The organism is Rhizobium sp. SAFR-030, assembly GCF_059415005.1.
Genome location: NZ_JBPFDO010000010.1, coordinates 1 through 25,993 on the forward strand (window position 1 = coordinate 1; position 25,993 = coordinate 25,993).

Consider the following 25,993-nt stretch of genomic DNA (forward strand, 5'->3'; position numbering starts at 1 on the left):
GCGGAGAGCCACCACCGATACCGCTCTATTGCGGCGCAAGGGTTCCGATCGCCCGATGGATGGCGTCGATCAGCACCTGCCCATGGAACGGCTTGTGCAGCAGGATGAAGCCGCCACATTCGCTGACACGTCGCGGCAGGCTTGCATCGGTCTGCGCCGAGACGAAGATGACGGCAATGCCGGTGCCTTCTTCGTTCAGGCGCTGTTTCATCTCGATGCCGGTCATGCCGGGCATCTGAATATCTGAGATGATGCAGTCGGCGTCCCGGGCGGATTGCGTGTCGAAGAAAGCCTCTGCAGACGCGTAACCCGCGACCGTGTAGCCGAGCGATCTGACCAGCCCTTCCGTTGCGATGCGGAAGGAGTCATCGTCATCGATGACTACGATATGCACGTTCGTGGGCGCCGGCATCGAATGGGCCTTTTCGGCAGAGAGACTTCAGTCGACCCCTCAATCGCACAGTTTCCCCGCCACCGAAATCATACGGTGGTGTTAGCGGCGTCCGGCAGACCCCGTTGCTTCAGGACATCGGCCATCCGGACCAGATCGGGGAGCGTTCGTGCGCCCATCTTCTTCATCGCCGAGCCGCGGTGGATCTTCACGGTCACTTCGCTGATCCCCAGATTGCCGGCAACCTGCTTGTTCAGAAGTCCTTGCGTGACCATCAGCATCACCTGCTGCTCGCGGGACGTCAGCGTGTGGAACCGCTCCTCGATATCGGCCAGCATCACCTGACTGGCGCGCCTTTTGCCATCCATCTTGAGGGCGGAGGCGACCGCGTCGAGCATGTCCTGATCGCGGAAGGGCTTGGTCAGGAAGTCGACGGCGCCGGCCTTCATGCCCCGCACGGACATCGGAATGTCGCCGTGGCCGGTCATCAGGATAACCGGCATGCGGATATTCGAGCCTGCAAGCTGTTCCTGGAAATCCAGGCCGCTGGTCCCCTTGAGGCGAATGTCCAGGACGAGACAGGCCTCGGTATCCGGGCGATCTGCCGCCAGAAACTCCTCGGTGGAAACCAGTGTCTGCGTTGCAAAGCCAACCGAGCGGAAGAGGCTGTCGAGCGAGAGCCGGACGGATTCATCGTCGTCGATAATGTAGATGATCGGTGGACGCTTCGTCACCAGGACCTCTTTCTCAAAGGGGCGGCCCTAGACCTGGGACCGGATCCAAGGTCATGCCAAATAAAGATCGGCGTGAAAAGCAGTTTGCTGGGGTGTTCTGGAGCCATCACTGGTAGCGGACCATAATTGCGGCACAACGATGCGCGTGGGAAAGACATGCCATCGCGATGCGTCCACATCGAACACTTCTCGCCCTCTCGACGGCAGTGACTGCCTTCAAGACGCTGGAAAAGGTCGCGATCAGTGAAGACGTTGTCGCGGCCTTTCGCTAGGCTGGTTGTGATATATCGAGGATTGAACCGCAAGCCGTTGCTTTACTGCTGTGCCTTGGCTTTGAAGACTTCCACATCGATACTGCCGTCAGCACCGTCCCCGAAAGAACCGCCTCATGAGTTGCTGCACCCTTGATGATAGCAGTGTCCTCGATCTTCTCGATGACGGCGCGATCACGCGCGACCTCGCCGGCAGGATCACGGGTTGGAATCGGGCGGCGGAGAGGATTTACGGCATCGCGCGCGAGGATGCGCTCGGCAGGAGCATGGCGGCTCTGTTCGGCGAAACGGCAGTCGACCCGGTGCTGCAATCGGACGCCGAACTGATGGCCGCCGGCACGTGGTCCGCCACGTTCCTTCGCCGGGCACGAGGCGCGTCGACCGCTGTCCCGGTGTCGACCAGGCTGAAGCTGCAGCGGAACGATGATGGAAGCCCGCTTGCCGTCGTCGAGTTTTCGCGACCTGCTGCGGTCACTGAACGGCCGAGCGACAAGGATGATCTGCACCGGCTGCTGGCTGCGGCCGGTGTCGCTGTCGTCTCGATCGACGCCACCGAGCTGGCGGGCATGCTGGCGGTTCTCGGCGCGGATCAGCGCTCGGATATTCGCGAACATCTGCGCAACGAGCCGGGCCTCGTTGCGCAGATGATGCGGGTTGCACGGGTGGCGGAAGCGGAGCAATCGGCGGAAGGATCTCGTGCGGCAGCGCCATCGGCACTGGGTCCGGCGGGGAGCAGTGTTACCTGCTTCTGGCCGCAGGAAAGCGCGGACGCCTTCGTCGATACGGTGGTTTCGGTTCTGGTGGACAACAGCCCGGCCCAAAGCGCATGCCGGTTGTTGCGCGACGGCACCACGATTTTTGACGCGGATGTGAGAGCGGTCCCTGCGTCAGCAGACGGAAGCGGTGTCCGTATTCTTCTCGCCGTGCGGGACGTGTCGGCAGACCGCGAAGCATTCGCAGCGCTCGAGGCAAGCGAACGGCGCTACAGGCACCTGTTCGAATACATGCCGATCGCCTTGGCAGAGGTCGATGCCAGTGGCCTTGTCGAGATGTTCGGCGCGCTGCGCAGGCAGGGCGTCACGGACTTGTCGACTTACATCGACGCGCATCCAGAGTTCCTGGATGCGGCGATGAGCGTTATGCTCGTGGAACAGGTCAACCAGACCACTGCGGATCTCTTCGGTGCAAAACTCCGCGAGGATATGAATGGGGACCTCACCCGCTACTGGGATGTCGGGCTGCCGACGCTGCGGAAATCGCTGGAGGCGCGTTACCGGGGGGAGAGTTTCTTCCAGGGCGAAGCGCAAATGAGGCGTCTCGATGGAGACGTGGTCGATGTGCTGTTCGCCACAGCAAGACATGGACACCATCAAAGCAAGAGTCTGGCTGCCTTTGTCGATTTCACTGACAGAAAGCGGTCGGACAAGGCGTTGCGGCGCAGCGAGCGGCGTTACCAGGATCTCTTCCAGGCGATGACGGTCTCCTTCTGGGAGCTCGATCTGACGGCGATCAACGATCTGCTGGAGGCGTCCGGTCCGCCTACCGATGGTGACTTCGCGATCTATCTGCAGGACTATCCGGACTGCGTCGCGACGATCCTGAAGGCCGCGCAGATCGTCGACGTCAACGACCAGACCCTGACGCTGTTCGGCGGGACGGATAAGTCGGACCTTCTGGGGACGCTCGACCATTTCTGGTCTCCCGACAGATGGATAGACGGCGCTGCCGCTGTCCTGACGGTTCTCGTGAAGGAAGCGAGCGTGACGATCGAGACGCGCCTGAGGCGGCTGGATGGTACCGAATTCGATGCACAGTTCACGCTGTGGATCTCGACGGACGACCGACGCCGGGGACTGGCTGCCGTCACCGACATCAGCGAGCGCGTCAACGCCTTCAACCAGATGGAGCAAAGCGAGCAGCGCTTTCGCGACCTCTTCCAGCATGTCCCGGTTCCGGTGCTCCAGGTCAACTCGACGGGCCTGCTGACGTGTCTGCAGGAGTTGAAGGATCAGGGGATCGAGGACCTGGGCGCCTATATGGCGGAGCATCCCGATCTTGTCTGGACTGCGATGGACAATACCATCATCGAACAGGCGAACGATGCGGCGTTGAAGGTGCTGGGCGCTGCGGATGCCGATGAGGTTCGCGGCCCGATCACGCCGCTGTGGCGCGATCATCCGGAGGTCTATGCACGACTGCTGCAAAACCGCTACAGTGATGTCTCCACATACGAGGAAGAAGTCACGCTCACGACCTTTGACGGGCGGACCCGGGAAGGCATGCTCACCGTGTCCTTCCCGCCTGCGCTCGCACGGCTGGGGGTGACGATCAATGCCTTCGTCGATACGACCGAGAAGAAGCAGGCGGAGCGGAGGCTGCGGCAGATCGAGGCCGATTATGCGCACGCGGCACGGATCTCCATGCTCGGCGAACTGACGGCATCGATTGCCCACGAGGTCAATCAACCGCTCGCGGCAATCACCACCTATGGAGAGGCGGGCCTGCGCTGGCTCAGCCGCCCCACGCCCGCGCTCTCCGAAGTCCGGGAGATCGTCACGCGGATTGTTGCCGACGCCCAGCGGGCGGCCAGCGTGATTGCACGTGTTCGCACAATGGCTTCGCGGCGCATCCACGAGGAAATCGTCTCCCTCGATGATCTCGTTGCCGAGGCGGTCCTTTTCCTCAAGCATGAGTTCCAGGCGCACGACGTCAAGGTCGCCCATCAGCCTCTGGACGGTTCGGCACGCATTGCCGTCGACCGTATCCAGCTCCAGCAGGTCATCGTGAACATGGCTGTGAATGCAGTCCAGGCCATCTCGGCAACCAATTCTCCGCGGCGCGAGGTACTGATCCGAATTGCGGACGAAGACGTGCATGTCCGATGCTCGGTGGAAGATTCCGGACCGGGGATCTGCGTGGATGGGACGAGCCGGATCTTCGACAGCTTCTTCACCACGAAAGACGGTGGCATGGGCATGGGGTTGCCGATCTCGCGCTCGATCATCGAAGCGCATGGAGGCCGCATGGTCGCCGACAACGAGAGTTCCCTCGGCGGCGCCCGGTTCTCCTTCGTCCTGCCGGTGGTGCAGTAGCGGTCAGAGCCCACGCAGTTCCTCAGGCGTTTGGCCTGCAGGCGTTCCCCTGCAGCTACGCGGACGGCTGCAACTCCCCCGGAGCGAAAGAGCCCTGACCGGAGGAGCGCCGGCGATGCCCTGCTTCCGTTGACGACAGGCGCTGCATCGCCATCTCCCCTCGTGATCACCGATACGTCTTGCCGTCCGGGCAGCCTCAGGCGCCAACAGCGTAGTGCGCTCATACCAACGGATGCTCTGGCGAGACGGATGGTCGATATTCCTGTGCCGGCCTTCCTGCCATCCTTCAGATGCTGATCGATGGCCTCATGTCCCCTCCCAAGCGGGTCCGTTCAGCGACCTCCAGCCGGGCAACGCGTCCGTCCGTTGCCCGGCAAGGAGACAGGTTCTTACGGCTCACACACAACACCCAAAGAAGGAACATGACGATGGAACTGGCACAGATCACCCTTTCCCTGGCAACCGCGACCACCCTGGCACTGGCGATGTTCACGCCCATGGCAGCCGGGGCCGCTCCCGTGAAGAACGTCGTTCTCGTGCACGGCGCGTTTGCCGACGGCGCCGGCTGGCGCGACGTCTACGACAAGCTCACCGCGCGCGGCTATCATGTGCAGATCGTCCAGAACCCGCTGACATCGCTCCAGGACGATGTTGCCGCCACCAACCGTATTCTCGATCTTCAGAATGGTCCGACCATCCTCGTCGGTCATTCATGGGGCGGCACCGTGATCACCGAAGCGGGGCTCCACCCCAAGGTAGCGGGTCTCGTCTACGTGTCGGCTCTGGCTCCCGACGCGGGTGAAACGACCGCCCAGCAGTATGAGGGCTTTGCTCCGACGCCGGAATTCGTCATCGAAATCGGCGACGACGGCTTTGGCTTCGTCAAGTGGGACATGTTCAAGCAGGGCTTTGCGCACGACGTGAGCGACGCCCAGGCGGCCTTCATGGCCAACTCCCAGGTTCCGATCAACATGTCGGCGTTCAGCACAAAGCTCAAGAACGCCGCATGGCGCAGCAAGCCGAGCTGGGCCGTCATCGCAACGGAAGACAAGGCATTCGATCAGGCAATGCTGGTGCACATGGCAGAACGCATGGGCTCCAAGATCACCAAGGTCTCCGGCAGCCATGCCCTGTTCATCACCCGCGCCGAGGAAGTAGCCGATACGATCGAGAATGCGGCAACGTCTCTCGCCGGCAAGTAAAACGCAACTGCAGGCGGGATTGCTCCATGCGATCCCGCCTGCGCGTTCTATTCTTGCAAATTTGCTAATTTTGCCTACATCCGTTCCACAGCAGTGGGACTGACGCATGAAAGACATTTTGACGACGGCGGATGCCGCCGAACTCCTCGGCGTGTCGGTTCGCACCGCCCAGCTATGGGTCGAGAGCGGTCAGCTCCCGTCGTGGAAGACACCGGGTGGGCATCGGCGGATCCGGCGCCAGGCCGTCATGGACCTCATCGATGACCCGGTGCAGGAACCCGCAGATCTCACCGCTCACGCCGTCATACTTGCGGGCAAGGGCCGGGGCGCAGAGTGGCAGCAGGTGGGGCTTCCTGGTTCCGGCCTGCTGATCGACGTGGCGGAGGATATCGCGCCATTTCGCGCGCATCTTCAAGCGGCACCACCCACCCTCATCATCATCGAGAATGTTGAGGACGCGGAACGCCGGAAGCTTACAACCTCGCTCAGCAGCGACGCACGGTTCAGGCAGACGCTCGTTATCACGATGAGCGGGAAGGGGGCGGCATCGCCGATCCCGCGGGGCGCGAAAAGGGCCCAGATACCGATGATGACCGCGGTCGCGGCCACCAGTGCCAGTGTCGTCGACTACCTCAAGGCCAGCCTGCCCGACGGTGAGGAAGTGCCAGGCTTCGGCGTTCCGTGGAACGAGAAGGCGCGGCTGGACGCCGTCAAGCGGTCAGCACTTGTTGGCTCGGAAGCGGATAGCCGTTTCGATCGCCTCGTCCGTCTCGCTGCCTATGCGACGCAGGCGCCAATTGCGATGTTCACCCTGATCATGAAGGACCAGCAATGGTTCAAGTCGAGGGTCGGTTTCGACGGTGAAGACACGTCACGGGACTGGGCCTTCTGCAACGAGACGCTTGTTGCCAATGAGCTGACCGTCATCGAGGATCTGACACGCGTCGAGACATATAAGCAGAACCCCACCCTCAACGAACCTTATGGTTTCAGGTTCTACGCGGGAGCGCCGGTCCGGGATCCGCTGGGGTTCGCGCTGGGATCGGTCTGTATCATCGATACCGTCCCGCGGACGTTGAATACCGAGGAGCGCGATGCGCTGATCGCGATCGCCGACGCGATCTCCAACCTGATCCGGCTGACGGTGCTGGATGGCGCGCAGAGCAGGGATGGTCGGCCTCCCGACATCGACCTCGCGCGACTTGCGGGCTGATCGGGCGCCGAGCGCGTAGCCGTCGGGGCAAGACGAGTCGGCCGATTGCCGCGCGTTGCAGTCGGCGTGACGGGGGAGCCACTCAGGCGGCCCGGCCTCCTGCTGCGCGCGGAATGTCAAACGCAATCCTTAGCCGCCACGGTGTAACTCCGAGGAAATCCCTGCGCCGCATCCATCCCGGAAACGGGAATGGGTGAGCGGCTATGAGCAATCGCGAAGACGAACGTCCACGGGATGATCTCCGGCCTGCGGGCGAGCGTCAGGCGCAGGAATGCGTCATCGTGTGTTTCCACACGCGCCGGCGCTGGCAATCCGGATATCAGATCGAAGCATCGCGCGCATCCGGGACGGATCCGGTTGAAGAGCCGCCGACGGTGCCGACTACCGGAACTCGCGAGACGATCGAACCAGTCGATCAAGGCGGGCTGTGGCTCGCAGGTGCCGCGGCGCTCATCTCGCTCGCATCGATCGGCGCCTACTCCTGGGCACTCTCTGAAATCATCGAGGCGCTCATGAGCCTCCAAGCCATCCGTTTCTGATCTGCAGCAGGTTGTGGAGGTTTAACCCCAGTAACCCCGTAGCCGAACACGCATCTGTTACAGCTGAAAAATGATATAATTGATAGAAACGTTGAATTAAGCAGAAACATGAGGTAGGTAGGTGCCGTCAGCAACACGCGCCTCCGGCAACTGCCATGGGTGATCTGGGCTGATCGGCACAGATGTGCGCGACGATGCCGAGCAGCCGAGCAGACCCGCCATTTCATTCCGTTCCCATGACCTCGATAGGGAAATCCTCATGCTGGACACGATCCAAACTGCCCCTTTGGTGGCATCCTCCGATCTGGAAGCGGACATCCATGGGGTGTTTGCCCACTACCGTCCGTCCTCTCCGTTCATTTCGCTTGATACGGGCGGCACCATGGTCCTGCGCTACGATGATGTCAGCCGTCTCCTGCGCGATCCCCGGGTGCAGGCAACGGGAACGGCAATGCCGGCTCAGGCCGGTATCACGCAAGGCTCCCTGTTTGACATCTTCGAACATGGCGTGCTGACCGCCAATGACGATGTCCACACGCGTCGCCGGTCCGCGCTCTCGAGGGCCTTTGCCCCGGAGGTGTTAAACGAGTTTCGGCAGCATGTCGGGGGCGCGGCCAATGCCCTGATCGACACGTTCCACGACAGCGGCAGTTTCGATCTGGCGTCCGACTATGCCGCCAAACTTCCACTTCTTGCCTTGGCGGGCCTGCTTGGGATCCCGGAGCCAGACGTCCCTTCATTCATGCGCGACGTCCATGCCATGAACGAGTTCTTCCGACCCGCTCCGACCGAGCAGGCCGTGTCGGAGGCCGAGCACGCCGCGCTTCGTTTGCGGAATTATCTCGATGACCTCCTGAAGGACGTGGAAAAGAACCCATCGCAGGGCTTTCTCGCACGCTATCTGACGCTCTCCGAAGAGGATGAACTGACGAGGCTGGAGGTGCTTGTCCAGATCGTCCAGCTCATCATCGGCGGGACGGAGTCTGTGAGGACCGCACTGGTTGCCCAGACGGTGCTCCTGCTCTCGGAGCCGGAACAGTGGAAGGCTGTCTGTGATGATCCGGCCTTGGTGCCAAACGCTGTGGCGGAGGGCCTTCGCCTCGAGCCGGGCATTGCAGGCGTCGTGCGGGTTTCGGTGGAGGAGATCGAGATCGATGGCTGGATGCTGCCCGCCGGGCAATTGGTGTTGCTCTCGTTCATTTCGGCCCTGCGTGACGAGCGTGTCTTCGATCGGCCGAACGCCTTCGATATCACGCGGCCCAACCTGAAGCTGGCACGGCTGGCCTTCGGCGGTGGCGCCCATAAATGCGTCGCCGACGCGCTGGGGATGGCGGAGCTCGAGGAAGGGCTATCGGTCCTGACTCAGCGACTGCCCGGCCTTCGGCTGGACGGGACGGCGACATTTCATGGCCACCACTTCGTCCGCAAGACAAGTGAGTGCCGGGTCAGCTGGAAGCCATGATCGGCATTCGGCCTACATGTTTAGGCGGACATGCGCGTCGCGCATCCTACGAAAGCCGACTTTTCGCCTGAGACGCCTATGCCGCCACTGTTGGGGGAGCGGGCGGGTCCACTCCGGCCCGCCCTTCGCGCCGCTTGCCATCACGCCCCCAACTGCACGACGGATCGAACTGTCGCGCCGGTCACCGGCAGCGTCAGATCATCACCTCGCCGCCGGTGACCGGGATCACGGCGCCGGTCATGTAGCTGCCGAGTTCGGATGCCAGCAGCACATAGGCGCCAGCCAGTTCCGCAGGCTGACCGGCCCTGCCGATCAGCGTCTGCTGGCCGAACTTGGCAGCCTTCTCGGGCGGCATGGTCGACGGTATCAGTGGCGTCCAGATCGGCCCAGGCGCAACGGCGTTCACGCGGATCCCACGATCGGCCACCATCTCCGCGAGCCCGGCAGTGAAGTTGAGGATGGCGCCCTTCGTCGAGGCATAGGCGAGCAGCTGCGGTGACGGCTGGCGCGACTGGATCGACGTCGTGTTGATGATGGCACTGCCCGGCTTCATGTGAGGGACAGCCGCCTTGGACAGGAAGAACGGCGCATAGATGTTCGTCCGGAATGTTTCGTCCCACTCCTGCGCCGGGATGTCGGCAATATCGTCATAGGTTCGCTGGAAGGCTGCGTTGTTGACGAGGATATCCAGGCCGCCCAACTCGTCGACCGCGCGTTTGACGAGCGAATTGCAGTGCTCTTCGGACGTGATGTCACCGGCAACGACGACCGCCCTGCGGCCGGCATCCCGGACCCATTTTGCGGTATCGGCGGCATCTTCATCTTCGTTGAGGTAGGAGATGAGGACGTCGGCACCCTCGCGGGCAAAGGCGATTGCGACCGCCCGGCCAATCCCGGAGTCGGCGCCGGTGATCAAGGCGACCTTTCCTTCCAGCTTGCCATCGCCGCGGTAGGAAGTCTCGCCGTGATCGGGAACCGGCTGCATGTCGCTCGTCCTGCCCGGCGGCTCCTGATGCTGCTCGGGATAGGGGGGCGTGGGGCGGCGTTCTTGATCGGACATCGGCATCACCTTCGGGTTGCTGTTGCGGGAGCTAACCCGCCGCGGCCACGAAGTGTTCCGCGACTTCCGCGCGTCGGGCCTTCTGGAACTTCCCGCGCGCCCTGCGCCTTTTGTTGGTCGAAGCCCGAATGACAAGCCGGCCATTGGAGATACGCCTCGACATGCGACTTCCCTCAGATGTTTTGACCGCGCCGTACACACCCTCCGGCAAGGGTTCGTTGGATGGGCGGGCATCCATGCCATCCGCTGTGCCGGGCAGGCGGCAGAGCCCGGCTGTCAGAGCGCCGCGGGTCCTCCTCAGCGGAAAGGTGTGAGCCGATGCTGCACTCCCTTGATCCCCAGAGACGGGATGGCTTCCTTCCGCTTGAACACTACGCCGCAGTGGGAGACGGCCGATCGGTCGCGCTTGTCGGGGCTGACGGATCGATCGACTGGTGGTGCGCACCCGACATGGATGCGCCGCCGCTTTTCAACCGATTGCACGATGCAAACGGCGGGCGTTTCTCGCTGACGCCGGTCGGCGTCTTTCGCATCGAGCGCCGGTACCGCAAGAACAGCAACATCCTGGAGACGGTGTTCATCACCGACACCGGCTCTGCCCGCGTCACCGAGGCCCTGAATCTGGGACCGGCAGGAACGCTCCCCTGGTGCGAACTTGCCCGGCGCATCGAAGGCCTGGAAGGCACGGTCGAATTCGAGATCGTCATCGAGCCGACCGGGCGTGAGGAGGAGGTGAGGCATGTGGATCACCCGAGCGCCACCATCCGCTATGTCGGCGGCCTGACGACCACGTTCTGCCACTCGAGCGATGTCGATCTCATCACCGAGGAGGACCGACGAACAGTGGCCCGCTATACCGCGAAGGCCGGTCAGCGCACCTGTGTCGCTATGCTTGTCGCCGATCAGGCGCCGCTCCCCATACCAGACCTGGCCGACATCGACCGGCGCATCGACCTCAGCGACGAAGAATGGCGGCGCTGGGCAGACCAGCTCACCTATGATGGACCGTTCGCGGACGATCTGATCCGCTGCGCGCTGTCGCTGAAGTTCCTGATGTTTAGCAAGACCGGAGCGATCGCTGCGGCTGCGACCTCCGGCCTTCCCGAGCGCATTGGGGGAGCCAAGAACTACGACTATCGCTATGCCTGGATCCGCGACGCCGCCTATACCGTCAAGGCGTTCCTGCGCGCTGGGGCTCTGTCCGAACCGATCGCAGCCTTCGGCTGGCTGGTCCGGACGATCGAGGGTGACGGTCCGATGCTGAAGGTCGTCTATACGCTGCGCGGCGAACAGGTGCCGGACGAGCGGGTGATCGACGTTCCCGGCTACCGAGGATCGACCCCCGTCAGGGTGGGCAACCGCGCGAGGGATCAGGTGCAGCTCGGCTGCTACGGCGACTTCCTGGAAACCGCCGCGCTGTTTGCAGGCCGTGGCCATGTGCTTGACCCCGTCGCGGCAAAGCTCCTGGTACGGCTTGCCGACCAGGTGGTCGACCTATGGCGGAACAAGGACGCCGGTATCTGGGAACTGGAGGACAAGCAGCATTATACCTTCTCCAAGATCGGCTGCTGGCTTGCCCTGTCCAATGCCATCAAGCTTGCCGAGGAGGGGCATATTGAAAGTTCGTCCGTCGAGCGCTGGGCGATGGAGAGGGATCTCATCCGCGACTGGATCGATGAGCACTGCTGGTCGCACACCAAGCAGTCCTACACATTCTATGCCGGAACCGATCGGCTGGACGCGTCCCTCCTGCTGACCACGCGCTTCGGGTTCGAGCATGGCGGAAGGCTTGCCAGAACGCGCGATGCGATCGAGCGGGAACTTGCCGTGGGACCGCTCGTCTATCGGTACAGTGGTGCTGACCGTGAGGAAGGCGCGTTCGTCGCCTGCTCCTGCTGGCTTGTCGAAGCCTATGCCTTCCTGGGTGATGTCGACCATGCGGAAGATCTGCTCAAGGCACTGCTGGAGAAGCTGGGAAACAATTTCGGCATCCTGAACGAGCAGATCGACCCCTATACGGGTGAGGGGCTTGGCAACCTGCCGCAGGGGCTCAGTCACCTCGCTTTGCTGCATGCCATTTTTTCGCTGCAGGAAAACAGGTGAAGCTGGGGGCCGCGTCGCGGCATCGGTCAGAATTTCGCCCGAAAGGTCGGTCTCTAGACGGCGCACGAAATAGTGTGCAGTGGTCAGGTTGCCAACACGCGCGCTGGGTGGTTCACAACAAACACGACGAAGCTGCAATATGCTGAAGGAAGACTACTCGATGCACCTCAAGAAAAGTATCCTTGTCCTCTTCCTCGCTTTTGCGTCGCCAGCCTATTCCCTCGATGCGCCCCCGCCGCGCCTGACGCCGCTCGAAACACAGGGGCAGGCCGCCAGTCTGAGTGCCCAGTTCCTGTCTCGCTACGCTTACAAGCCCGTTCCGCTCGACGATGCCCTGTCGGCAAAGATCATGGACAGCTATCTGAAGTCGCTGGATCCGGACCGGAGTTTCTTCCTGCAGGCCGACATCGACACGTTCATGGCCGATCGCACCGGCCTGGACGATGCCATCAAGAGCGAAAACCTGGACATCCCGTTCTCGATCTTCGGCACCTATGCGCAGCGCATGGTGGAGCGGGTGACGTTTGCGCGGAGCCAGATCAAGCAGGGGTTCGACTTCAGCACGAAGGAAGATCTTTCGCTCGTGCGTGATGAGGAGCCCTGGCCGCAGACCGAGCAACAGGCCAATGATGTGTGGCGCAAGCGCGTCAAGAACGACTGGCTGCGGTTGAAGCTGGTCGGTCAGTCCGATGCAGTCATTCGCGATACACTCGACAAGCGCTACAAGAATCTGCTCGACCGCGTTTATAGCTACAAGAGCAGCGACGTCTTCCAGTCGTTCATGGCCGCCTACACCACCTCCGTCGATCCGCACACGGATTATTTCGGCGCCGCCGCCTCGGCCGATTTCGACATCTCGATGAAGCTTTCGCTCGTCGGCATCGGTGCGGTCCTGCAGGAACGGGACGGCTATACGACCGTGCGGGAACTCGTGCCGGGGGGACCCGCCCAGCTTTCCGGAAAGATCGCCGTCGGCGATCGCATCGTCGGCGTCGGCCAGGGTGCCGAAGGCGCTATCACGGAAGTCGTCGGCACGCGGCTGGATGAAGTGGTGCAACTGATCCGCGGAGCCAAGGACTCGATCGTTCGCCTGGATATCCTTCCCGTTGACGGCGGCGAGAGTGGAAGTCATCGGGTTATCAGCCTGGTGCGGGACAAGGTGAGCCTCGAAAAGCAGGCGGCGAAGAAGACCATCGTGCTGGTCGGTGAAGGCAGTGCCGCTCGCAAGATCGGCGTGATCACCCTGCCGGTCTTCTACGAGGATTTCGAAGCGCGGCGGAAGGGCGACAAGAATTATCGCAGCGCCAGCCGCGACGTCGCCAAGCTTCTCGGCGAGCTGAAGCAGGAGAATGTCGACGGGGTATTGATCGACCTTCGTAACAACGGCGGCGGTTCGCTGACGGAAGCCATCGACCTGACAGGCCTGTTCGTCGGTCGAGGTCCCGTCGTCCAGCAGCGCGACGCTTCGGGCAAGGTCGAAGTGGAAAGCGATGATCGTCGGCAGCCGGCCTGGGCCGGTCCGCTCGCAGTGCTGATCAATCGCGGTTCGGCATCGGCCTCCGAGATTTTTGCGGCAGCCATACAGGATTACGGCCGCGGCGTGATTGTCGGCGAACAGAGCTTTGGCAAGGGTACTGTGCAGACGGTCGTCGACCTCGACCAGATTGCCCGCAACAGCACGCCGACATTCGGGCAGCTGAAGCTGACGATCGCCCAGTTCTTCCGCATCGACGGCGGCACGACGCAGCTGCGCGGCGTCACACCGGACATCAGCCTGCCGAGCCTGTCGGACCCGAAGACCCTGGGCGAGGAGAGCTACGAGAATGCCTTGCCCTGGGCTCAGATCAAGCCGGCGACCTACAAGGCAAAGGCCAATATCAAGCCACTACTGCCGCAACTGCAGCAGCGCCACGATGCGCGCGTGCAGGACAATGCAGAGTTCCAGCGGTTCGCCGAAAACGCCACCGCACTGAAGGCCGAGCGTGCGAAGGGTCTCGTGTCTCTCAACGAAGCCGAGCGGAAACGCGAAATGGAGTCCGCGGCCGAACGCCTGAAGGCCAGCAGCGACGCGGGGGCGGATGGCCCCGCAGGCGAGGATGACGGACTGCAGTCGAACGAGCGCAGTCTGAGCGCCGATGTGGCCATTGAAAATGCGCGCAAGAACGAAAAGGATGTCCTGCAGACCGAAGCCGCAGCAATCGTTGCCGATCAGGTCGACCTGCTGAAGGTCACAAGGTAGGCCCGCTGGCTGCTGACGGCATCATCTGGCGATCCGTGGACCTCTTCGACAGTGGAGCGGTCCACCGATCGTGATTATTTCAGATCCTTCCCCAGACGGCCCGACGACGCGTGCGCCTGCTTCCCTGAGCGACCGACACAGGCTAGAAGGCGGTCCAAGTCGCTCACAGCATTCGGAAAATGCCCATGATCCGCCACATCGTCTTCTTCACGGCATCCGAGGACAAGGTGGAGGAGGTCCGCAGAGGGCTGTCGCTTCTCACCGAAATTCCGCATGCGCAGAAGTTCGAGGTCGGGGCGAGCGTGAAGCGCGATCTCTTCGGCAACGAGGTCGATCTTGTCGTCTATGGCGAGTTCGAAAGCCTTGAAGCGCTCGATGCCTTCAAGGCTCATCCGCATTACCAGGCGTCGATCGACATGGTTCGGCCGATCCGCGAGATGCGCATTGCCGCCGACTTCGATACGGACGAGGCAACCACGCGCAGCCTGATCTGACGTCAGTTTTATGGCCGTTGGGGCTGGCATCGGACCGGCCTGCTCCTAGCCGCACCTAGACGTCACCCCCGCTCCAGCGTCTGGATCATCCCGCGCAGCCACCGCTGTGCCGGATGAACATCGTTGCGCCGATGCCAGGACATGTTGAACGTCACCTTTCCGAGGTCCAGAGGCGGTGGTGAGACATAGAGCCTGTCGGACCAGCCAGACGCTTGCACCACACCTTCCATGAGCGTGGCGACGAGGTCGGAGGCGGCAATCAGAGCCGGCGCCGCGTAGAGCTGCGGCAAGGTCAGCGCCAGCCGTCGCTTCAACCCCTCCTTCGCCAGTGCCGCGTCCACCGCGCCAAACCGCTCGTTCTCCGGCGATACGAGAAGATGCGACATGCTCAGGAAGGCTTCGAGCGTCAACGGCCGACCTGCCTCTGGATGATCCTTGCGCAGGATGCAGACGAAGCTTTCCTCGAAGAGCGTCTGGCTGAGAAGGCGACCGACCGGAGCATGCGGAACGCCGAGCGTGATATCGGCTTCGCCCGCGTCGAGAAGTGCGACCGCTTCATCCCGATGCACCAGATTGCGCACCCGTAGCACGATGTCCGGTGCCTGTTGCCGGAGGGTGGCGAGCAGCTTCGGAAGAACGGTGAAGGCGGCATGCTCGGAAAGGCCGATGGAGAAGGTCGCCTTCGAGATGGTCGGGTCGAAGACCTGCGTGAAGGAAAGCGTCCTCTGGATTTCGGCGAGCGCGCGGCCGAGCGGCTCGGCAAGGTCCATCGCGCGGGGCGTGGGCTGCAGTCCCTCGGGGCTTCGAACAAACAGCTCGTCGCCCAGCAGTGCCCGCAGTCGCGAAAGCGCAGCGCTCATTGCCGGCTGTGTCCGTCCGATCCGGACACCGGCGCGGGTGACGCTGCGCTCTGCCATCAGTGCGTCGAAAGCGACGAGAAGGTTAAGGTCGATACCATGTAGATCCATGAAATGGATGTTACTTCATACTGGTTATCGATTTCAAACATGTTCCCAGCAGAGATAGGTTTCGTTCATCGACCACGAGGAACCGCGACATGAGCGACACGACCTTTCCTGCACCCGGAGTGCGTGCTGAGGATCTTGAGACATTGAAGACCTTCTACCAGGCCTTCGCCGGGCGACCGGATCTCCTCGACGAGTGCGTCACCCCCGACTGGCAGGACATTCCGCTGGCACCGGGCCAGGCGCCGGGGCGGGACGGCGCAAAGCCCCTGATCGCCGGATTTTCGGCAGTCTTTGCGGACCTGAAGATCGACATCATAGAGGTTATCGGTGTGCCCGGAAAAGTTGCTGTGCGTGCGGTCATGACCGGTCGCCATGTCGGCGAACTGTTCGGCGTCGCTCCTACGGGCAAGAGCTTCAGCCTTCCGATCCACGAGTTCCATACGATCGAAGATGGTCGGCTCACACAGACCTGGCACATGGAAGACTGGCTGGGCTGGTTTGCGCAGATGGGTGCCTTGCCGGCGGCGCAGGAGTGACCAGCATGAAAACCATTCGTCTCGATGACTATTACCAGGCACCGGTGCTTGCCGAGATCACGCTTCCCGAGCCAGCGCCTAACGAGGTTCTGGTCCGGGTCAGGGCGGCGGCACTCAATCCGCTTGACGTGAAACTCCAGCTTGGCGTCCTCCACGATGTCTTTCCGCTCAACTTCCCGTCGCTGCTCGGCACGGACCTCGCCGGGGTCATCGAAAGGACAGGGTCGCTGACATCGCGCTGGCGTCCGGGCGACCGCGTCATTGCCCGGCTCGATCCGACGAGAGGCGGCGCATTTGCCGAAGATGCCGTGGTGCCGGAGGAACAGCTGGTGCTGCTCCCGGACGACCTGCAGTTCGACGTGGCGGCAGGCCTGCCGACGGCCGCCGCAACCGCCTGGCAAGCCTTGGCTGAGACGGCCAAGCTGACCCATGGCCAGACGGTGCTGATCCATGCCGGAGCCGGAGGGGTGGGAAGTTTTGCGATCCAGATCGCCCGCTCACTCGGCGTGCGCGTCATCGCGACCGCGTCCGGCGATGGCGTCGATATTGCCCTGAAACTCGGGGCCGACCAGATTATCGATTATCGGACCGAAGACTTCACACGTCTGGTATCCCGTGTCGACCTGGTGCTCGATACGGTTGGTGGCGAAACCCAGCGACGGTCGCTGGAGGTCCTTCGAAGCGGCGGCAGACTGCTGTCGACCGTCTCTCCCCCGGACGTTGACTTGTTGGCCGCACATGAGGTGGAAGGTGCCTTCGTGTTTCATACCTCAGACGGTCGGCGGCTTGCCGAGGTCGTCAAGCGGCACAAGGCGTTCGGCGGCACCGTGCTGATCGACAGCGTCTTTGGGCTCGATGATTTTCCAGACGCCTTCGCACGCCAGGCCTCCGGCAGGGCACGCGGCAAGATCATTGTGACATTCTGACCAGGGGGGGTCGGAAGTTATCCCGATTGCAGACGTGGTCGCTGGCGGTCATCGATTGTTAGACTATAGCGGGCAAAAGTACGATGTTCAGCGGATTGTTGCTGCCGGCGGCAGACCGGGCGCGGCGCCGATGCGGCGATATTGGAAAACATCGCGGTCGGACGCCATCGCCTCGTTGATCAGCGCCTCCATGCGGGCATGCAGCGGAGACTTGATACAGGCCGGGTCTGTCGCCGCGGCACTGCCGGCGATCGCCATCGCCTGGCAGCGGCAGCCGCCCCAGTCAATCTCCTGCCGATCGCAGCTGCGACAGGGCTCGGCCATCCAGTCGGTGCCGCGGAAGGCATTGAAGGCGGGAGAGTTGTGCCAGATGTCGGCAAGGTTTCGATCGCCGAAACGCTCGAAGACGAGGTTCGGGATTGTTCCCGCCGCATGGCAGGGCAGTACGGTGCCGTCGGGCGCCACCATGAAGGCGTCGCGTGCCCATCCTCCCATGCACGGCTTCGGGTAGATGGCGAAATAATCGGGGGTGACGAAATCGACGGTCAGGATGCCGTAGAGCTGTTCCTGCGCCGCGCGGACGATCTCCACCTCGCGCTCGACGGCCTGCCGATCGGGCATCAGCGCATTGCGGTTGAGCAGCGCCCATCCGGCATATTGCACATTGGCGATCTCGAGCCGCTCGGCATCCAGCTCCAGCGCCAGATCGATGAACGCCGGCACTTCCTCCATGTTGTGGCGATGCACCGGAGCATTGATGGTGAGCGGCAGGCCAACTGCCCGCACCCGGCGTGCCGTCTCGATCTTTTTCTGATGACTGCCACGATTGTTGCCGATCTTCTCAGTCGTCGGCGCAAAAGCCCCCTGAAAGCTGATCTGCACGTGGTCGAGCCCTGCATCCGCCATCGCCTCGATACGGCCCTCGGCAATGCCGACGCCGGCGGTGATGAGGTTCGTATAGACACCGCGCCGCGACAGCGTCCCGATCAGCAGCTCGAGGTCCGGTCGCAGCGTCGGCTCTCCGCCGGACAGGTGGATCTGCAGCACGCCGAGATCGGCGGCCTGTTCGAAGAGCTCAATCCAGCTCTCGGTCGGCATCTCGCGGTTGGCCTTCAACAGCTCGACAGGGTTCGAGCAGTAGACGCATTGCAGCGGACAGCGATGCGTCAGTTCCGCCAGCATGCCGATCGGCGGGAGGGTGGCGTGGCTCATAGCGTCACCAGAAACCGGTCGGACCATTCCTGTAGAAAGGCTTCCACATCTTCGGCGATCTCTTCGACCGGCGCATCGTACTGCGCAGCCAGCTGATGGAGGATCTCGGCTGTCGTGTGCTGCCCGTCGCACAGCCGCAGAATGTCGAGGCTCACCTCGTCCGGCCAGAACACCTTTTCCGGCGACAGCAGTGCCCAGGCGCCACGCACCGGATCGAACTGCAGGCGTGCATGCGGCTTCAGGGCCGGCATCGAGACCTGTGACACGACGGCGCGTTTGCGGCGCGGTCTCATGGCGAGGCCCTCCCTGGATCAAACGCGCCCGGCGGAATATGGCCGTGCTCGCCATAGGCCTGCTCCAGCGCATCCAGCATCGACCAAAGCACGTCGCATTTGAACACCAATGCGTCGATGACCGACTGCTGTTGCTCGGCCGTGTTCGCCCGCTTCACCACGTAGGCCAGGGCGAAATCCGCATCGCGCGAGGCCTGTGCCGGGCGGGCATTGAAGTAGCTCAGGATATCGGCGCTGATGTAGTCGTATTTCGCCAGCATCGCCGGCACGCGCTCGCTGATGATCATCGGCGAGAACAGCTCCGTGAGCGACGAAGCGACGGCTTGAAGCAGGCTGCGATTGCTGCAGAACGCCAGATAGGCGCCGACCGCAAAGCGGGTGGCGGGGAGCGCCGCCCGCTCGCCGACGACGAGATCCCTGTCGAGCCCGAGCCCGGTTGCAAGCTTTACCCAGCGGGCGATGCCGCCGTCCCAGCCATCCGTTCCGTCGTGGTCCTCGATGCGCTTGCGCCACTCCGCCCGAAACGCCGGATCCTCGGCGCGCGCGAGGATCATCGCATCTTTGCGGGGGATCACCGACTGGTAGCAATAGCGATTGAGCGCCCAGGCCTGCATCTGGCCCCTGGTAAGTTCGCCTGCGGTCATCTTGTGGTGCAGGGGGTGGCGGTTGTGATAGCTCTCGGCGCCGATCTGGCGCAGCACGTCTTCGAGTTCCGCCGGGGTGAGGCCGTTACGTGCAGCGTCCGAAAATTCTGTCACAGTCGAACCTCCATGCCGTCAAAGCCGACGTCCCAGCCGCTGTCCTTAACCAAGGCTGCTTCGGGAGACCGTTCGTCGAGGACAGGGTTGGTGTTGTTGATGTGCACGTAGATGCGGCGGCCGATTGCAATGTCGGAGAGCGCCGCCATCGATCCGTCCGGTCCGGACATGTGCATGTGACCCATGCGCTGGCCGGTCTTCGATCCCACGCCGGCCGTCAGCATCTCGTCGTCGGTGAACACCGTGCCGTCGAACATCAGGCAGGCGCCCCCGTCGAGCCGGCTCTTCAGGTCGGCATCGATGCGTGCGCAGCCTGGAATATAGAAGGCACTCGGCGCTCCGGCGTCCGAGGTGATCCGTAGGCCGACCGTATCGCCCTCCTGCGTGCCAAAATCATCCGCTGCCTTCGCCTCGTCCTCAAGGAAGAGGGCGATCTTGCCCGGCACACCGAATGCTTCGACGGTGATCCCGGTCGGCTGCTGCTGCCAGTCGAGGATCGGCGTCGGTCTATCCAGTTGGAGCTCGCGCCGGTCGACAAGGCCGCGGTCCAGGACATTGAAGATCGAGTTTTCCTCGAGCACCGAAAGCACGCGGCGCGTCGCGTAAAGGGTAAAACGCTGCCTCTCGCGCAGGCTGAGCAGCCCGGCTATGTGATCGACGTCGGCATTCGTCAGCACCACGGCGCGGATCGGCGTCGAGCGCAGGGGATCGGTCTCGCTCGGCTGCAGACATCTGCTCGCGGCGATCTGCTCGCGAATGTCCGGCGATGCATTGAAGAGGATCCACCCCGTCCCGTCGGCACTTGCCGCAAGGCTGGATTGGGTCCTCGGTCTCACGCCGGCGACGCCGTTACGCGCTCTCCGGCTCAAATGGAAATTGCAGTTCCACTGGGGAAAGCCGCCTCCCGCGGCTGATCCCAGGATCTTCAGATGCATGGACACAATCTCCCGGCCGCGGCACGGCCACGGCTTTTTGCGCATGCCTGCAGGGCGTCCCACCCGGATGGCCGGATGGGACGGTAGAATTCGCTACTTCCTTGCGGGAAGCTGGGCAGGAAAATAACGCGACATTTCCATTCCAACAGCAACGGTGCACATCGCTGGCTTCTTCCAGATCTTCTTCATCATTTCCTCCTTCCATTTGGCCAGTGCGGCCAATTTCACTCTACTCCACAATAGCCCGAAGCTAAAGCCCTCATACTACCGCTGCGGGAGGATGGCGGCGCCTCCGATATTTTCAGGTTGAAATCCGGCCCGTTCGCGGTAGTCTGACCTCGGCACCTAAACAACTGCACGGACCCGACCCTCGTGTCGGGATCGCTGTGCGACGTCCCTTGAGGGAGCGTGTTTGCGGTGCGTCATCTGTTCATCGTTCTCGTCTGGCTCTGCGTATCGAGCCTGTATGCCGGAGCTGCCGCGGCGCAGCAGCCGGGCCCAGGCGTGCAGAAGACGCAGGAGATCAAGCTCGGTTACCTGCGCGCCTATGCGCCGCAGCTGGCGCTTTCGGTTCTGGACGTCGCGCCGCGCGACGAAGGTGTTGCCGGAGCCGAGTTGGCGATCGCCGACAACAACACGACCGGCCGGTTCATGGGCCAGGCCTTCTCGCTTGACGTGGCGGAGGTGAAGCCCGACGCCGATGTCGTGCAGGCCTTCGACATGCTGTTGAACAAGCAGGTAACGTTCGTTCTAGCCGATCTTTCGGCCGGGCAGATCCTGTCGATCGCTGATCTTGCCCGCGAAAGGGGCGTCTGGATCTTCAACATCGGCTCGACTGACGACAGCCTGCGCGAAGAGGATTGCCGGGCGAACGTCTTTCACACGGCGCCGACCCGCACGATGCTGGCGGACGGACTGGCGCAGTATCTGATCTGGAAGCAATGGCGCCGCTGGGCGCTTATCCACGGCTCGCACGAGACGGATAGGCTGTTTGCCGTGGCACTGCGCCGTGCTGCTACCCGCTTCGGCGGCGAAATCGTGGCCGAGAAGGAATTTACCGACACCGGTACGGCACGCCGGACCGACAGCGGCGTCGTGCAGATCCAGCGGCAGATGCCCGTCTTCACCCAGGATCTGCCCGATCACGAGGTGCTGCTGGTGGCCGACGAAAGCGAGGTGTTCGGCACCTATGTGCCGTTCCGGACATGGCGCCCGACGCCTGTCGCCGGCACTGCGGGCCTGGTGGCATCCGCCTGGCATCCGGCAAGCGAGCAATGGGGCGGTACCCAGATCCAGAACCGGTTTGCCAAGGTCACCGGCCGTCGCATGTTGTCGAAGGACATGTCGTCCTGGACGGCGGTGAGAATCGTCGGTGAGGCGGCTACGCGCACGAAGAGCGCCGAGCCGGCGCGGATCGCCGACTTCATCCACGCGCCGGATTTCTCGATCGCCGCCTTCAAGGGCCAGAAGCTGACGTTCCGGCCATGGAACTGGCAGTTGCGCCAGCCGATCTTTCTGGGCGACAGCCGCTCGGTGGTGTCGACCTCGCCACAGGAGGGCTTCCTGCACCAGTTTTCCGAGCTCGACACGCTGGGCGTGGACCGGCCGGAGACAAAGTGCGTGCTGAAATAGGCGCGGCAACACGGATCAAGCCTTGGGAGGGGGCAAATGCAGGGACGATTGACTTTGGCGGGTATAGCACTTGGGCTTGCCTTCGGGGGCGTCGGCCCGGCGCATGCCTTCATGGCCTATGTTTCCAACGAGAAGGACAATACGGTGACGGTCGTCGACACGACGACCGGTGCGGTGGTCGAGACGATCCCCGTCGGGCAGCGGCCGCGCGGCATCACCATCTCGCATGACGGCCGGTTCATCTATCTCTGCGCCAGCGACGACGACACGATCGAGGTGATCGACACGCAAACGCACAAGATCGTCGGGTCGCTGCCGTCCGGTCCGGATCCCGAACTGTTCGTGCTGTCGCCGGACGGCAAGCGGCTCTATGTCGCCAACGAGGACGACAACCTGGTGACGGTGATCGACATCGAGAGCCGCGACGTGCTGGCGGAGGTGCCTGTCGGGGTGGAGCCGGAAGGTATGGGCATCAGCCCGGACGGCAAGACCATGGTCAACACGTCGGAGACGACGAACATGGCGCATTTCATCGACACCGAAAGCCACGAGATCACCCACAACGTGCTGGTTGATGCGCGCCCGCGGTTCGCCGAGTTCAAGCCGGACGGATCGGAGGTCTGGGTGAGCGCCGAGATCGGCGGCACGGTGTCCGTCATCGACAATGCCAGCCGTGCGGTGAAACACAAGATCAGCTTCGAGATTCCCGGCCTGCGATCGGAGGCGATCCAGCCGGTCGGGGTGCGGATCACCGCCGACGGCAAGAAAGCCTACGTGGCGCTAGGTCCGGCCAACCGCGTCGCGGTGGTCGATACGGCCACCTACAGGGTGGAAAAATATGTGCTGGTCGGCCAGCGGGTCTGGCAGCTGGCGTTCACGCCCGACCAGAAAACGATCATCAGCACCAACGGCGTTTCCAACGATATCACCTTCATCGACGTCGCTACGGACGAGCCGACGCAATCGGTGACTGTCGGTGCGCTGCCCTGGGGGGTCGTGGTGTCGCCGAAATAACGAGGCGGCATTTGAACAATCACAAGCGGAGGAGAAGACGATGCAGGGATACAGAGGTCTGGCGGTCGCGGTCTGCGCCGCAGCTTTGCTGTCGGCCAGTTCCAGCTTTGGGCAGGAAAAGAAGGTCGATGACGACGACGACGACAAGCCGGTGGCTGCCGACGCCAGCCAGAAAGTGACGCGGGCCAGCAAGGATGTGCCGGAACTGGTCCTCGGATCGGCGAAGGACAGCTTCGCCGTCAATCGCAAGGATTTCGAACTCGTCGCAGGACAGGGATATCGCTGGAAAATCACCTCCGACGCCGGGCTCGAATACAAGTTCGTCACCGACCTGTTCCGCAACGTCTGGATGAACCAGATCGTCATCAACGATCTCGAGGTCCACATGAACGGTGCGCCGGCCTGGCTCGAATTCGACAGCGAGGGAACGATGCAGGTGCAATTCACCGCCGTCCGGCCCGGCAGCTACACGTGGTCCGTGCCCGACCTCGCCGACAAGGGCATGAAGGGCACGATTACCATCAAGTAGCGTCGCAGATGGAGTGCGAAAGGGTCCGGCAGCCGTTGCGGCCGGGCCTTATCGTCCGATGAGGAGGAAGACGTCATGAACAGTCTTGGCAGGGTCGAGGACGCAGCCGTGCCCCTGGCACTCGATGTTTCGATGCTCAGTCATTCCTATGGGCAGAAAACGGCGCTGGATGCGGTCTCCTTCGCCATCGCGCCGGGTCGGTTCACCGTGCTTCTCGGCCTCAACGGCGCCGGCAAGACGACACTGTTCTCGCTGATCAGCCGGCTCTACGACACTCGGCAGGGAGAGATCCGCATTTTCGGCCACGATATCCGCAGAAGCCCGGGGGAGGCGCTGCGGCGCCTCGGCGTGGTGTTCCAGGCGCGGACGCTGGATCTCGACCTCAGCGTCGGCCAGAACCTCTCCTATCACGCGGCGCTGCACGGCATCGGCCGGCGGGAGGCGTCAGGCCGCATTCGGGCGCTTCTGGCGCAGATCGACATGGCCGACCGGCTGCACGACAAGGCCCGCAGCCTTTCCGGCGGGCAGATGCGGCGGGTCGAGATCGCCCGAGCGCTTCTGCATCGGCCCTCGCTGCTGCTGCTGGACGAGGCGACGGTCGGCCTCGACATCCGCTCGCGCGCCGAAATTCTCGCCACCATCCGGCAGCTCGTCGGCGGCGACGGCATCGGCGTGCTGTGGGCGACGCACCTGATCGACGAGGTCGATGCGGGGGATGATGTGGTTATCCTCGACAAGGGTCGGGTTCTGGCGGCTGGTCCCGTTGCCGAAGTCGTTCGGCAGTCCGGTACCAGCGATATCAGGCAGGCCTTCGCCGCTCTCAGCGGGTTGGTGCCGGCGCCGGCTGGCGCAGGCATCGGCATCTCTTCGGGCACTGCAGCGACGAAGGGGGCCGTTCGATGAGCCTTGCGGCACGAATCGAGGGCGAGGGACCAGCGGCCCTCGAAGGCCGGGGGTTCCGACTTCCCCAGTATCTCTCCTGTCTGCGCGGGATTACCGTTCGCGAAGGGCTGCGGTTCCTCAACCAGCGGGAACGGTTCGTCTCGTCGCTGGTACGGCCGCTGCTGTGGCTGTTCGTCTTCGCCGCCGGCTTCCGCCAAGTGCTCGGGGTCTCGATCATCCCGCCCTACAAGACCTACGTCCTTTATGAGGTCTACATCACGCCCGGCCTCTGCGGCATGATCCTGCTGTTCAGCGGCATGCAGTCGTCGCTGTCGATGGTCTACGACCGGGAGATGGGCAATATGCGCATCCTGCTGGTCAGCCCGTTTCCGCGCTGGTTCCTGCTGGTATCGAAGCTGCTGGCCGGCGTCGCGGTATCGATTGTGCAGGTCTATGCTTTCCTCGCCATCGCCTGGTTCTGGAGCGTCAAGCCGCCGCCTTCCGGCTACCTGATGGTGCTGCCGGCTTTGTTTCTTGCCGGCATGATGCTGTGTTCGCTCGGCATGCTGCTGTCGTCGATGATCCGACAGCTCGAGAACTTCGCCGGGATCATGAACTTCGTGATCTTTCCGATGTATTTTGCCTCGTCGGCGCTCTATCCGCTGTGGCGCATCCAGGAATCCAGCCCGCTTCTCTATCGGATCTGCCAGGCGAACCCGTTCACCTATGCAGTCGAACTGGTCCGCTTTTCGCTCTACGGCCGGATCGACTGGGTGTCGCTGGCGGTCGTCGGTGGCTGCACCCTTCTGTTTCTCGGGGCCGCCATTCTTGCCTACGACCCCTCCAACGGCCTGCTCAGCCGCCGGCAGGATGGGGGTGGCGCGTGATGACGTGGATGTCGAAGATCGCCTGGAGCGTGATGCTGGGCCTTGCCTTCGCGCCGTCGGCCCTTGCGGCCCAGGGGGACGATCCGGATTGGCCCTGTATCCAGCGCAAGGTACCGCAGCTGTCGATCAGCCAGATCTGGACCGGCCCTGCCTTGCCGCCTGAGGCTGGCGACTGGACGAGGGATGCGGCGCTATCGGACCTGGTTGATGCGCTTGCGGCGCGGCGCCTGACGCTGCCGGAGGCACAGCAGCGGATCCGGGATTTTCGGGCGGGGCTGCCGGAGGGGCAGGCGCAGAAGCAGATCGGCATGCTGGTGCAGGGCCTGTTCGACAAGATGAACGGCGAGCGGGCCCACGTCATCTCCGGCATCGGCCGCTATGCGCATCGGCAGCGCGACATGGCGGCAAGCCTCCGGAGAGAAGCGTCGGCGCTCGACCAACTGCGGGCGAAGGGCGATGCCGGCAACGAGGTGGCGGTGCGTACCGAACGGCTGATCTTCCAGACGCGGGTGTTCCAGGAGCGCGCGCAATCGCTGACCTTCGTCTGCGAGGTGCCGACCCTGATCGAGCAGCGGCTCTATGCGCTGGTGAAGATGCTGGCCGAGCCTGCCGCCCGGTAG

At 63.0% G+C, this 25,993-nt stretch carries 24 protein-coding genes and 1 pseudogene; 17 read left to right on the forward strand and 8 right to left on the reverse strand.

Going from position 1 to position 25,993, the window contains the following annotated elements:
* Nucleotides 1-25 precede the first annotated feature (25 nt).
* Both ACR65N_RS21710 and ACR65N_RS21715 read right to left on the reverse strand, forming a co-directional pair.
* Nucleotides 26-412 (reverse strand): response regulator transcription factor, encoded by a 387-nt coding sequence (locus tag ACR65N_RS21710; protein WP_440458720.1) that lies wholly within the window; start codon nt 410-412, stop codon nt 26-28.
* 68 nt (nt 413-480) lie between these two features.
* The gene (locus ACR65N_RS21715; protein ID WP_440458745.1) at nt 481-1,128 is read right to left on the reverse strand and encodes a response regulator transcription factor; all 648 of its coding nucleotides are present in this window, start codon (nt 1,126-1,128) and stop codon (nt 481-483) included.
* Nucleotides 1,129-1,513: 385 nt separating this feature from the next.
* Here ACR65N_RS21715 and ACR65N_RS21720 point away from each other — a divergent pair.
* The 6 genes and pseudogenes from ACR65N_RS21720 to ACR65N_RS21745 all read left to right on the forward strand — a co-directional run.
* A pseudogene (locus tag ACR65N_RS21720) lies at nt 1,514-1,801 on the forward strand (PAS domain-containing protein); the annotation flags it as partial.
* A 645-nt stretch (nt 1,802-2,446) separates the two neighbouring features.
* Nucleotides 2,447-4,489, forward strand: coding sequence for an ATP-binding protein (locus ACR65N_RS21725; RefSeq protein ID WP_440458746.1), 2,043 nt, complete (start codon nt 2,447-2,449; stop codon nt 4,487-4,489).
* Nucleotides 4,490-4,974: 485 nt separating this feature from the next.
* A complete protein-coding gene (locus ACR65N_RS21730; protein ID WP_440458747.1) occupies nt 4,975-5,691 on the forward strand; it encodes an alpha/beta fold hydrolase in 717 nt (238 codons plus the stop codon).
* Nucleotides 5,692-5,809: 118 nt separating this feature from the next.
* Complete coding sequence (locus tag ACR65N_RS21735; protein ID WP_440458721.1) at nt 5,810-6,904, forward strand: helix-turn-helix domain-containing protein; 1,095 nt, start codon at nt 5,810-5,812, stop codon at nt 6,902-6,904.
* Nucleotides 6,905-7,107: 203 nt separating this feature from the next.
* Nucleotides 7,108-7,443 (forward strand): hypothetical protein, encoded by a 336-nt coding sequence (locus ACR65N_RS21740; protein ID WP_440458722.1) that lies wholly within the window; start codon nt 7,108-7,110, stop codon nt 7,441-7,443.
* A gap of 259 nt (nt 7,444-7,702) precedes the next feature.
* Complete coding sequence (locus tag ACR65N_RS21745) at nt 7,703-8,905, forward strand: cytochrome P450 (protein ID WP_440458723.1); 1,203 nt, start codon at nt 7,703-7,705, stop codon at nt 8,903-8,905.
* 193 nt (nt 8,906-9,098) lie between these two features.
* On the opposite strand, the gene ACR65N_RS21750 is transcribed toward ACR65N_RS21745, so the two are convergent.
* Nucleotides 9,099-9,965, reverse strand: coding sequence for an SDR family oxidoreductase (locus tag ACR65N_RS21750; protein WP_440458724.1), 867 nt, complete (start codon nt 9,963-9,965; stop codon nt 9,099-9,101).
* Between the two features lie 318 nt (nt 9,966-10,283).
* On the opposite strand from ACR65N_RS21750, the gene ACR65N_RS21755 reads away from it, so the two are divergent.
* The 3 genes from ACR65N_RS21755 (at nt 10,284) to ACR65N_RS21765 (ending at nt 14,801) form a co-directional block, all read left to right on the forward strand.
* A complete protein-coding gene (locus ACR65N_RS21755) occupies nt 10,284-12,068 on the forward strand; it encodes a glycoside hydrolase family 15 protein (RefSeq protein WP_440458725.1) in 1,785 nt (594 codons plus the stop codon).
* Nucleotides 12,069-12,228: 160 nt separating this feature from the next.
* Nucleotides 12,229-14,307: a carboxy terminal-processing peptidase gene (locus ACR65N_RS21760; protein WP_440458726.1), complete on the forward strand. Its 2,079-nt coding sequence runs from the start codon at nt 12,229-12,231 to the stop codon at nt 14,305-14,307.
* Between the two features lie 185 nt (nt 14,308-14,492).
* Nucleotides 14,493-14,801 carry a Dabb family protein gene (locus ACR65N_RS21765; RefSeq protein WP_440458727.1) on the forward strand — a complete coding sequence of 103 codons (309 nt, stop codon included), beginning with the start codon at nt 14,493-14,495 and terminating at the stop codon, nt 14,799-14,801.
* A gap of 62 nt (nt 14,802-14,863) precedes the next feature.
* Here the strand turns inward: ACR65N_RS21765 and ACR65N_RS21770 are convergent, their stop codons facing one another.
* Nucleotides 14,864-15,769: a LysR family transcriptional regulator gene (locus ACR65N_RS21770; protein ID WP_440458728.1), complete on the reverse strand. Its 906-nt coding sequence runs from the start codon at nt 15,767-15,769 to the stop codon at nt 14,864-14,866.
* Between the two features lie 89 nt (nt 15,770-15,858).
* Between ACR65N_RS21770 and ACR65N_RS21775 the strand changes: the two genes are divergently transcribed.
* Both ACR65N_RS21775 and ACR65N_RS21780 read left to right on the forward strand, forming a co-directional pair.
* Nucleotides 15,859-16,305, forward strand: a complete 447-nt coding sequence (locus ACR65N_RS21775) for an ester cyclase (RefSeq protein WP_440458729.1) — start codon at nt 15,859-15,861, stop codon at nt 16,303-16,305.
* A 5-nt stretch (nt 16,306-16,310) separates the two neighbouring features.
* Nucleotides 16,311-17,231, forward strand: coding sequence for an NADP-dependent oxidoreductase (locus ACR65N_RS21780; RefSeq protein WP_440458730.1), 921 nt, complete (start codon nt 16,311-16,313; stop codon nt 17,229-17,231).
* 87 nt (nt 17,232-17,318) lie between these two features.
* Here the strand turns inward: ACR65N_RS21780 and pqqE are convergent, their stop codons facing one another.
* Genes pqqE through pqqB form a run of 4 tightly spaced genes read right to left on the reverse strand, consistent with a single transcriptional unit; the run spans nt 17,319 to nt 20,429 of the window.
* Nucleotides 17,319-18,443, reverse strand: coding sequence for a pyrroloquinoline quinone biosynthesis protein PqqE (pqqE, locus tag ACR65N_RS21785; RefSeq protein ID WP_440458731.1), 1,125 nt, complete (start codon nt 18,441-18,443; stop codon nt 17,319-17,321).
* The gene (gene pqqD / locus ACR65N_RS21790) at nt 18,440-18,736 is read right to left on the reverse strand and encodes a pyrroloquinoline quinone biosynthesis peptide chaperone PqqD (RefSeq protein ID WP_440458732.1); all 297 of its coding nucleotides are present in this window, start codon (nt 18,734-18,736) and stop codon (nt 18,440-18,442) included. The genes pqqE and pqqD overlap by 4 nt, the downstream gene beginning before the upstream one ends.
* The gene (gene pqqC, locus ACR65N_RS21795) at nt 18,733-19,494 is read right to left on the reverse strand and encodes a pyrroloquinoline-quinone synthase PqqC (protein ID WP_440458733.1); all 762 of its coding nucleotides are present in this window, start codon (nt 19,492-19,494) and stop codon (nt 18,733-18,735) included. The genes pqqD and pqqC overlap by 4 nt, the downstream gene beginning before the upstream one ends.
* Nucleotides 19,491-20,429 carry a pyrroloquinoline quinone biosynthesis protein PqqB gene (gene pqqB / locus ACR65N_RS21800; protein ID WP_440458734.1) on the reverse strand — a complete coding sequence of 313 codons (939 nt, stop codon included), beginning with the start codon at nt 20,427-20,429 and terminating at the stop codon, nt 19,491-19,493. The genes pqqC and pqqB overlap by 4 nt, the downstream gene beginning before the upstream one ends.
* 426 nt (nt 20,430-20,855) lie before the next feature.
* Here pqqB and ACR65N_RS21805 point away from each other — a divergent pair, with 426 nt between their 5' ends.
* The 6 genes from ACR65N_RS21805 to ACR65N_RS21830 all read left to right on the forward strand — a co-directional run bounded on the left by ACR65N_RS21805 (nt 20,856) and on the right by ACR65N_RS21830 (nt 25,993).
* The gene (locus tag ACR65N_RS21805; RefSeq protein WP_440458748.1) at nt 20,856-22,061 is read left to right on the forward strand and encodes an ABC transporter substrate-binding protein; all 1,206 of its coding nucleotides are present in this window, start codon (nt 20,856-20,858) and stop codon (nt 22,059-22,061) included.
* A 36-nt stretch (nt 22,062-22,097) separates the two neighbouring features.
* Nucleotides 22,098-23,075 carry a YVTN family beta-propeller repeat protein gene (locus ACR65N_RS21810; protein WP_440458735.1) on the forward strand — a complete coding sequence of 326 codons (978 nt, stop codon included), beginning with the start codon at nt 22,098-22,100 and terminating at the stop codon, nt 23,073-23,075.
* A 40-nt stretch (nt 23,076-23,115) separates the two neighbouring features.
* Complete coding sequence (locus ACR65N_RS21815; protein WP_440458736.1) at nt 23,116-23,604, forward strand: cupredoxin domain-containing protein; 489 nt, start codon at nt 23,116-23,118, stop codon at nt 23,602-23,604.
* A 75-nt stretch (nt 23,605-23,679) separates the two neighbouring features.
* The gene (locus tag ACR65N_RS21820) at nt 23,680-24,507 is read left to right on the forward strand and encodes an ABC transporter ATP-binding protein (RefSeq protein WP_440458737.1); all 828 of its coding nucleotides are present in this window, start codon (nt 23,680-23,682) and stop codon (nt 24,505-24,507) included.
* A complete protein-coding gene (locus tag ACR65N_RS21825) occupies nt 24,504-25,373 on the forward strand; it encodes an ABC transporter permease (protein WP_440458738.1) in 870 nt (289 codons plus the stop codon). Before ACR65N_RS21820 ends, ACR65N_RS21825 begins: the two co-directional genes overlap by 4 nt.
* Complete coding sequence (locus ACR65N_RS21830; RefSeq protein ID WP_440458739.1) at nt 25,373-25,993, forward strand: hypothetical protein; 621 nt, start codon at nt 25,373-25,375, stop codon at nt 25,991-25,993. The genes ACR65N_RS21825 and ACR65N_RS21830 overlap by 1 nt, the downstream gene beginning before the upstream one ends.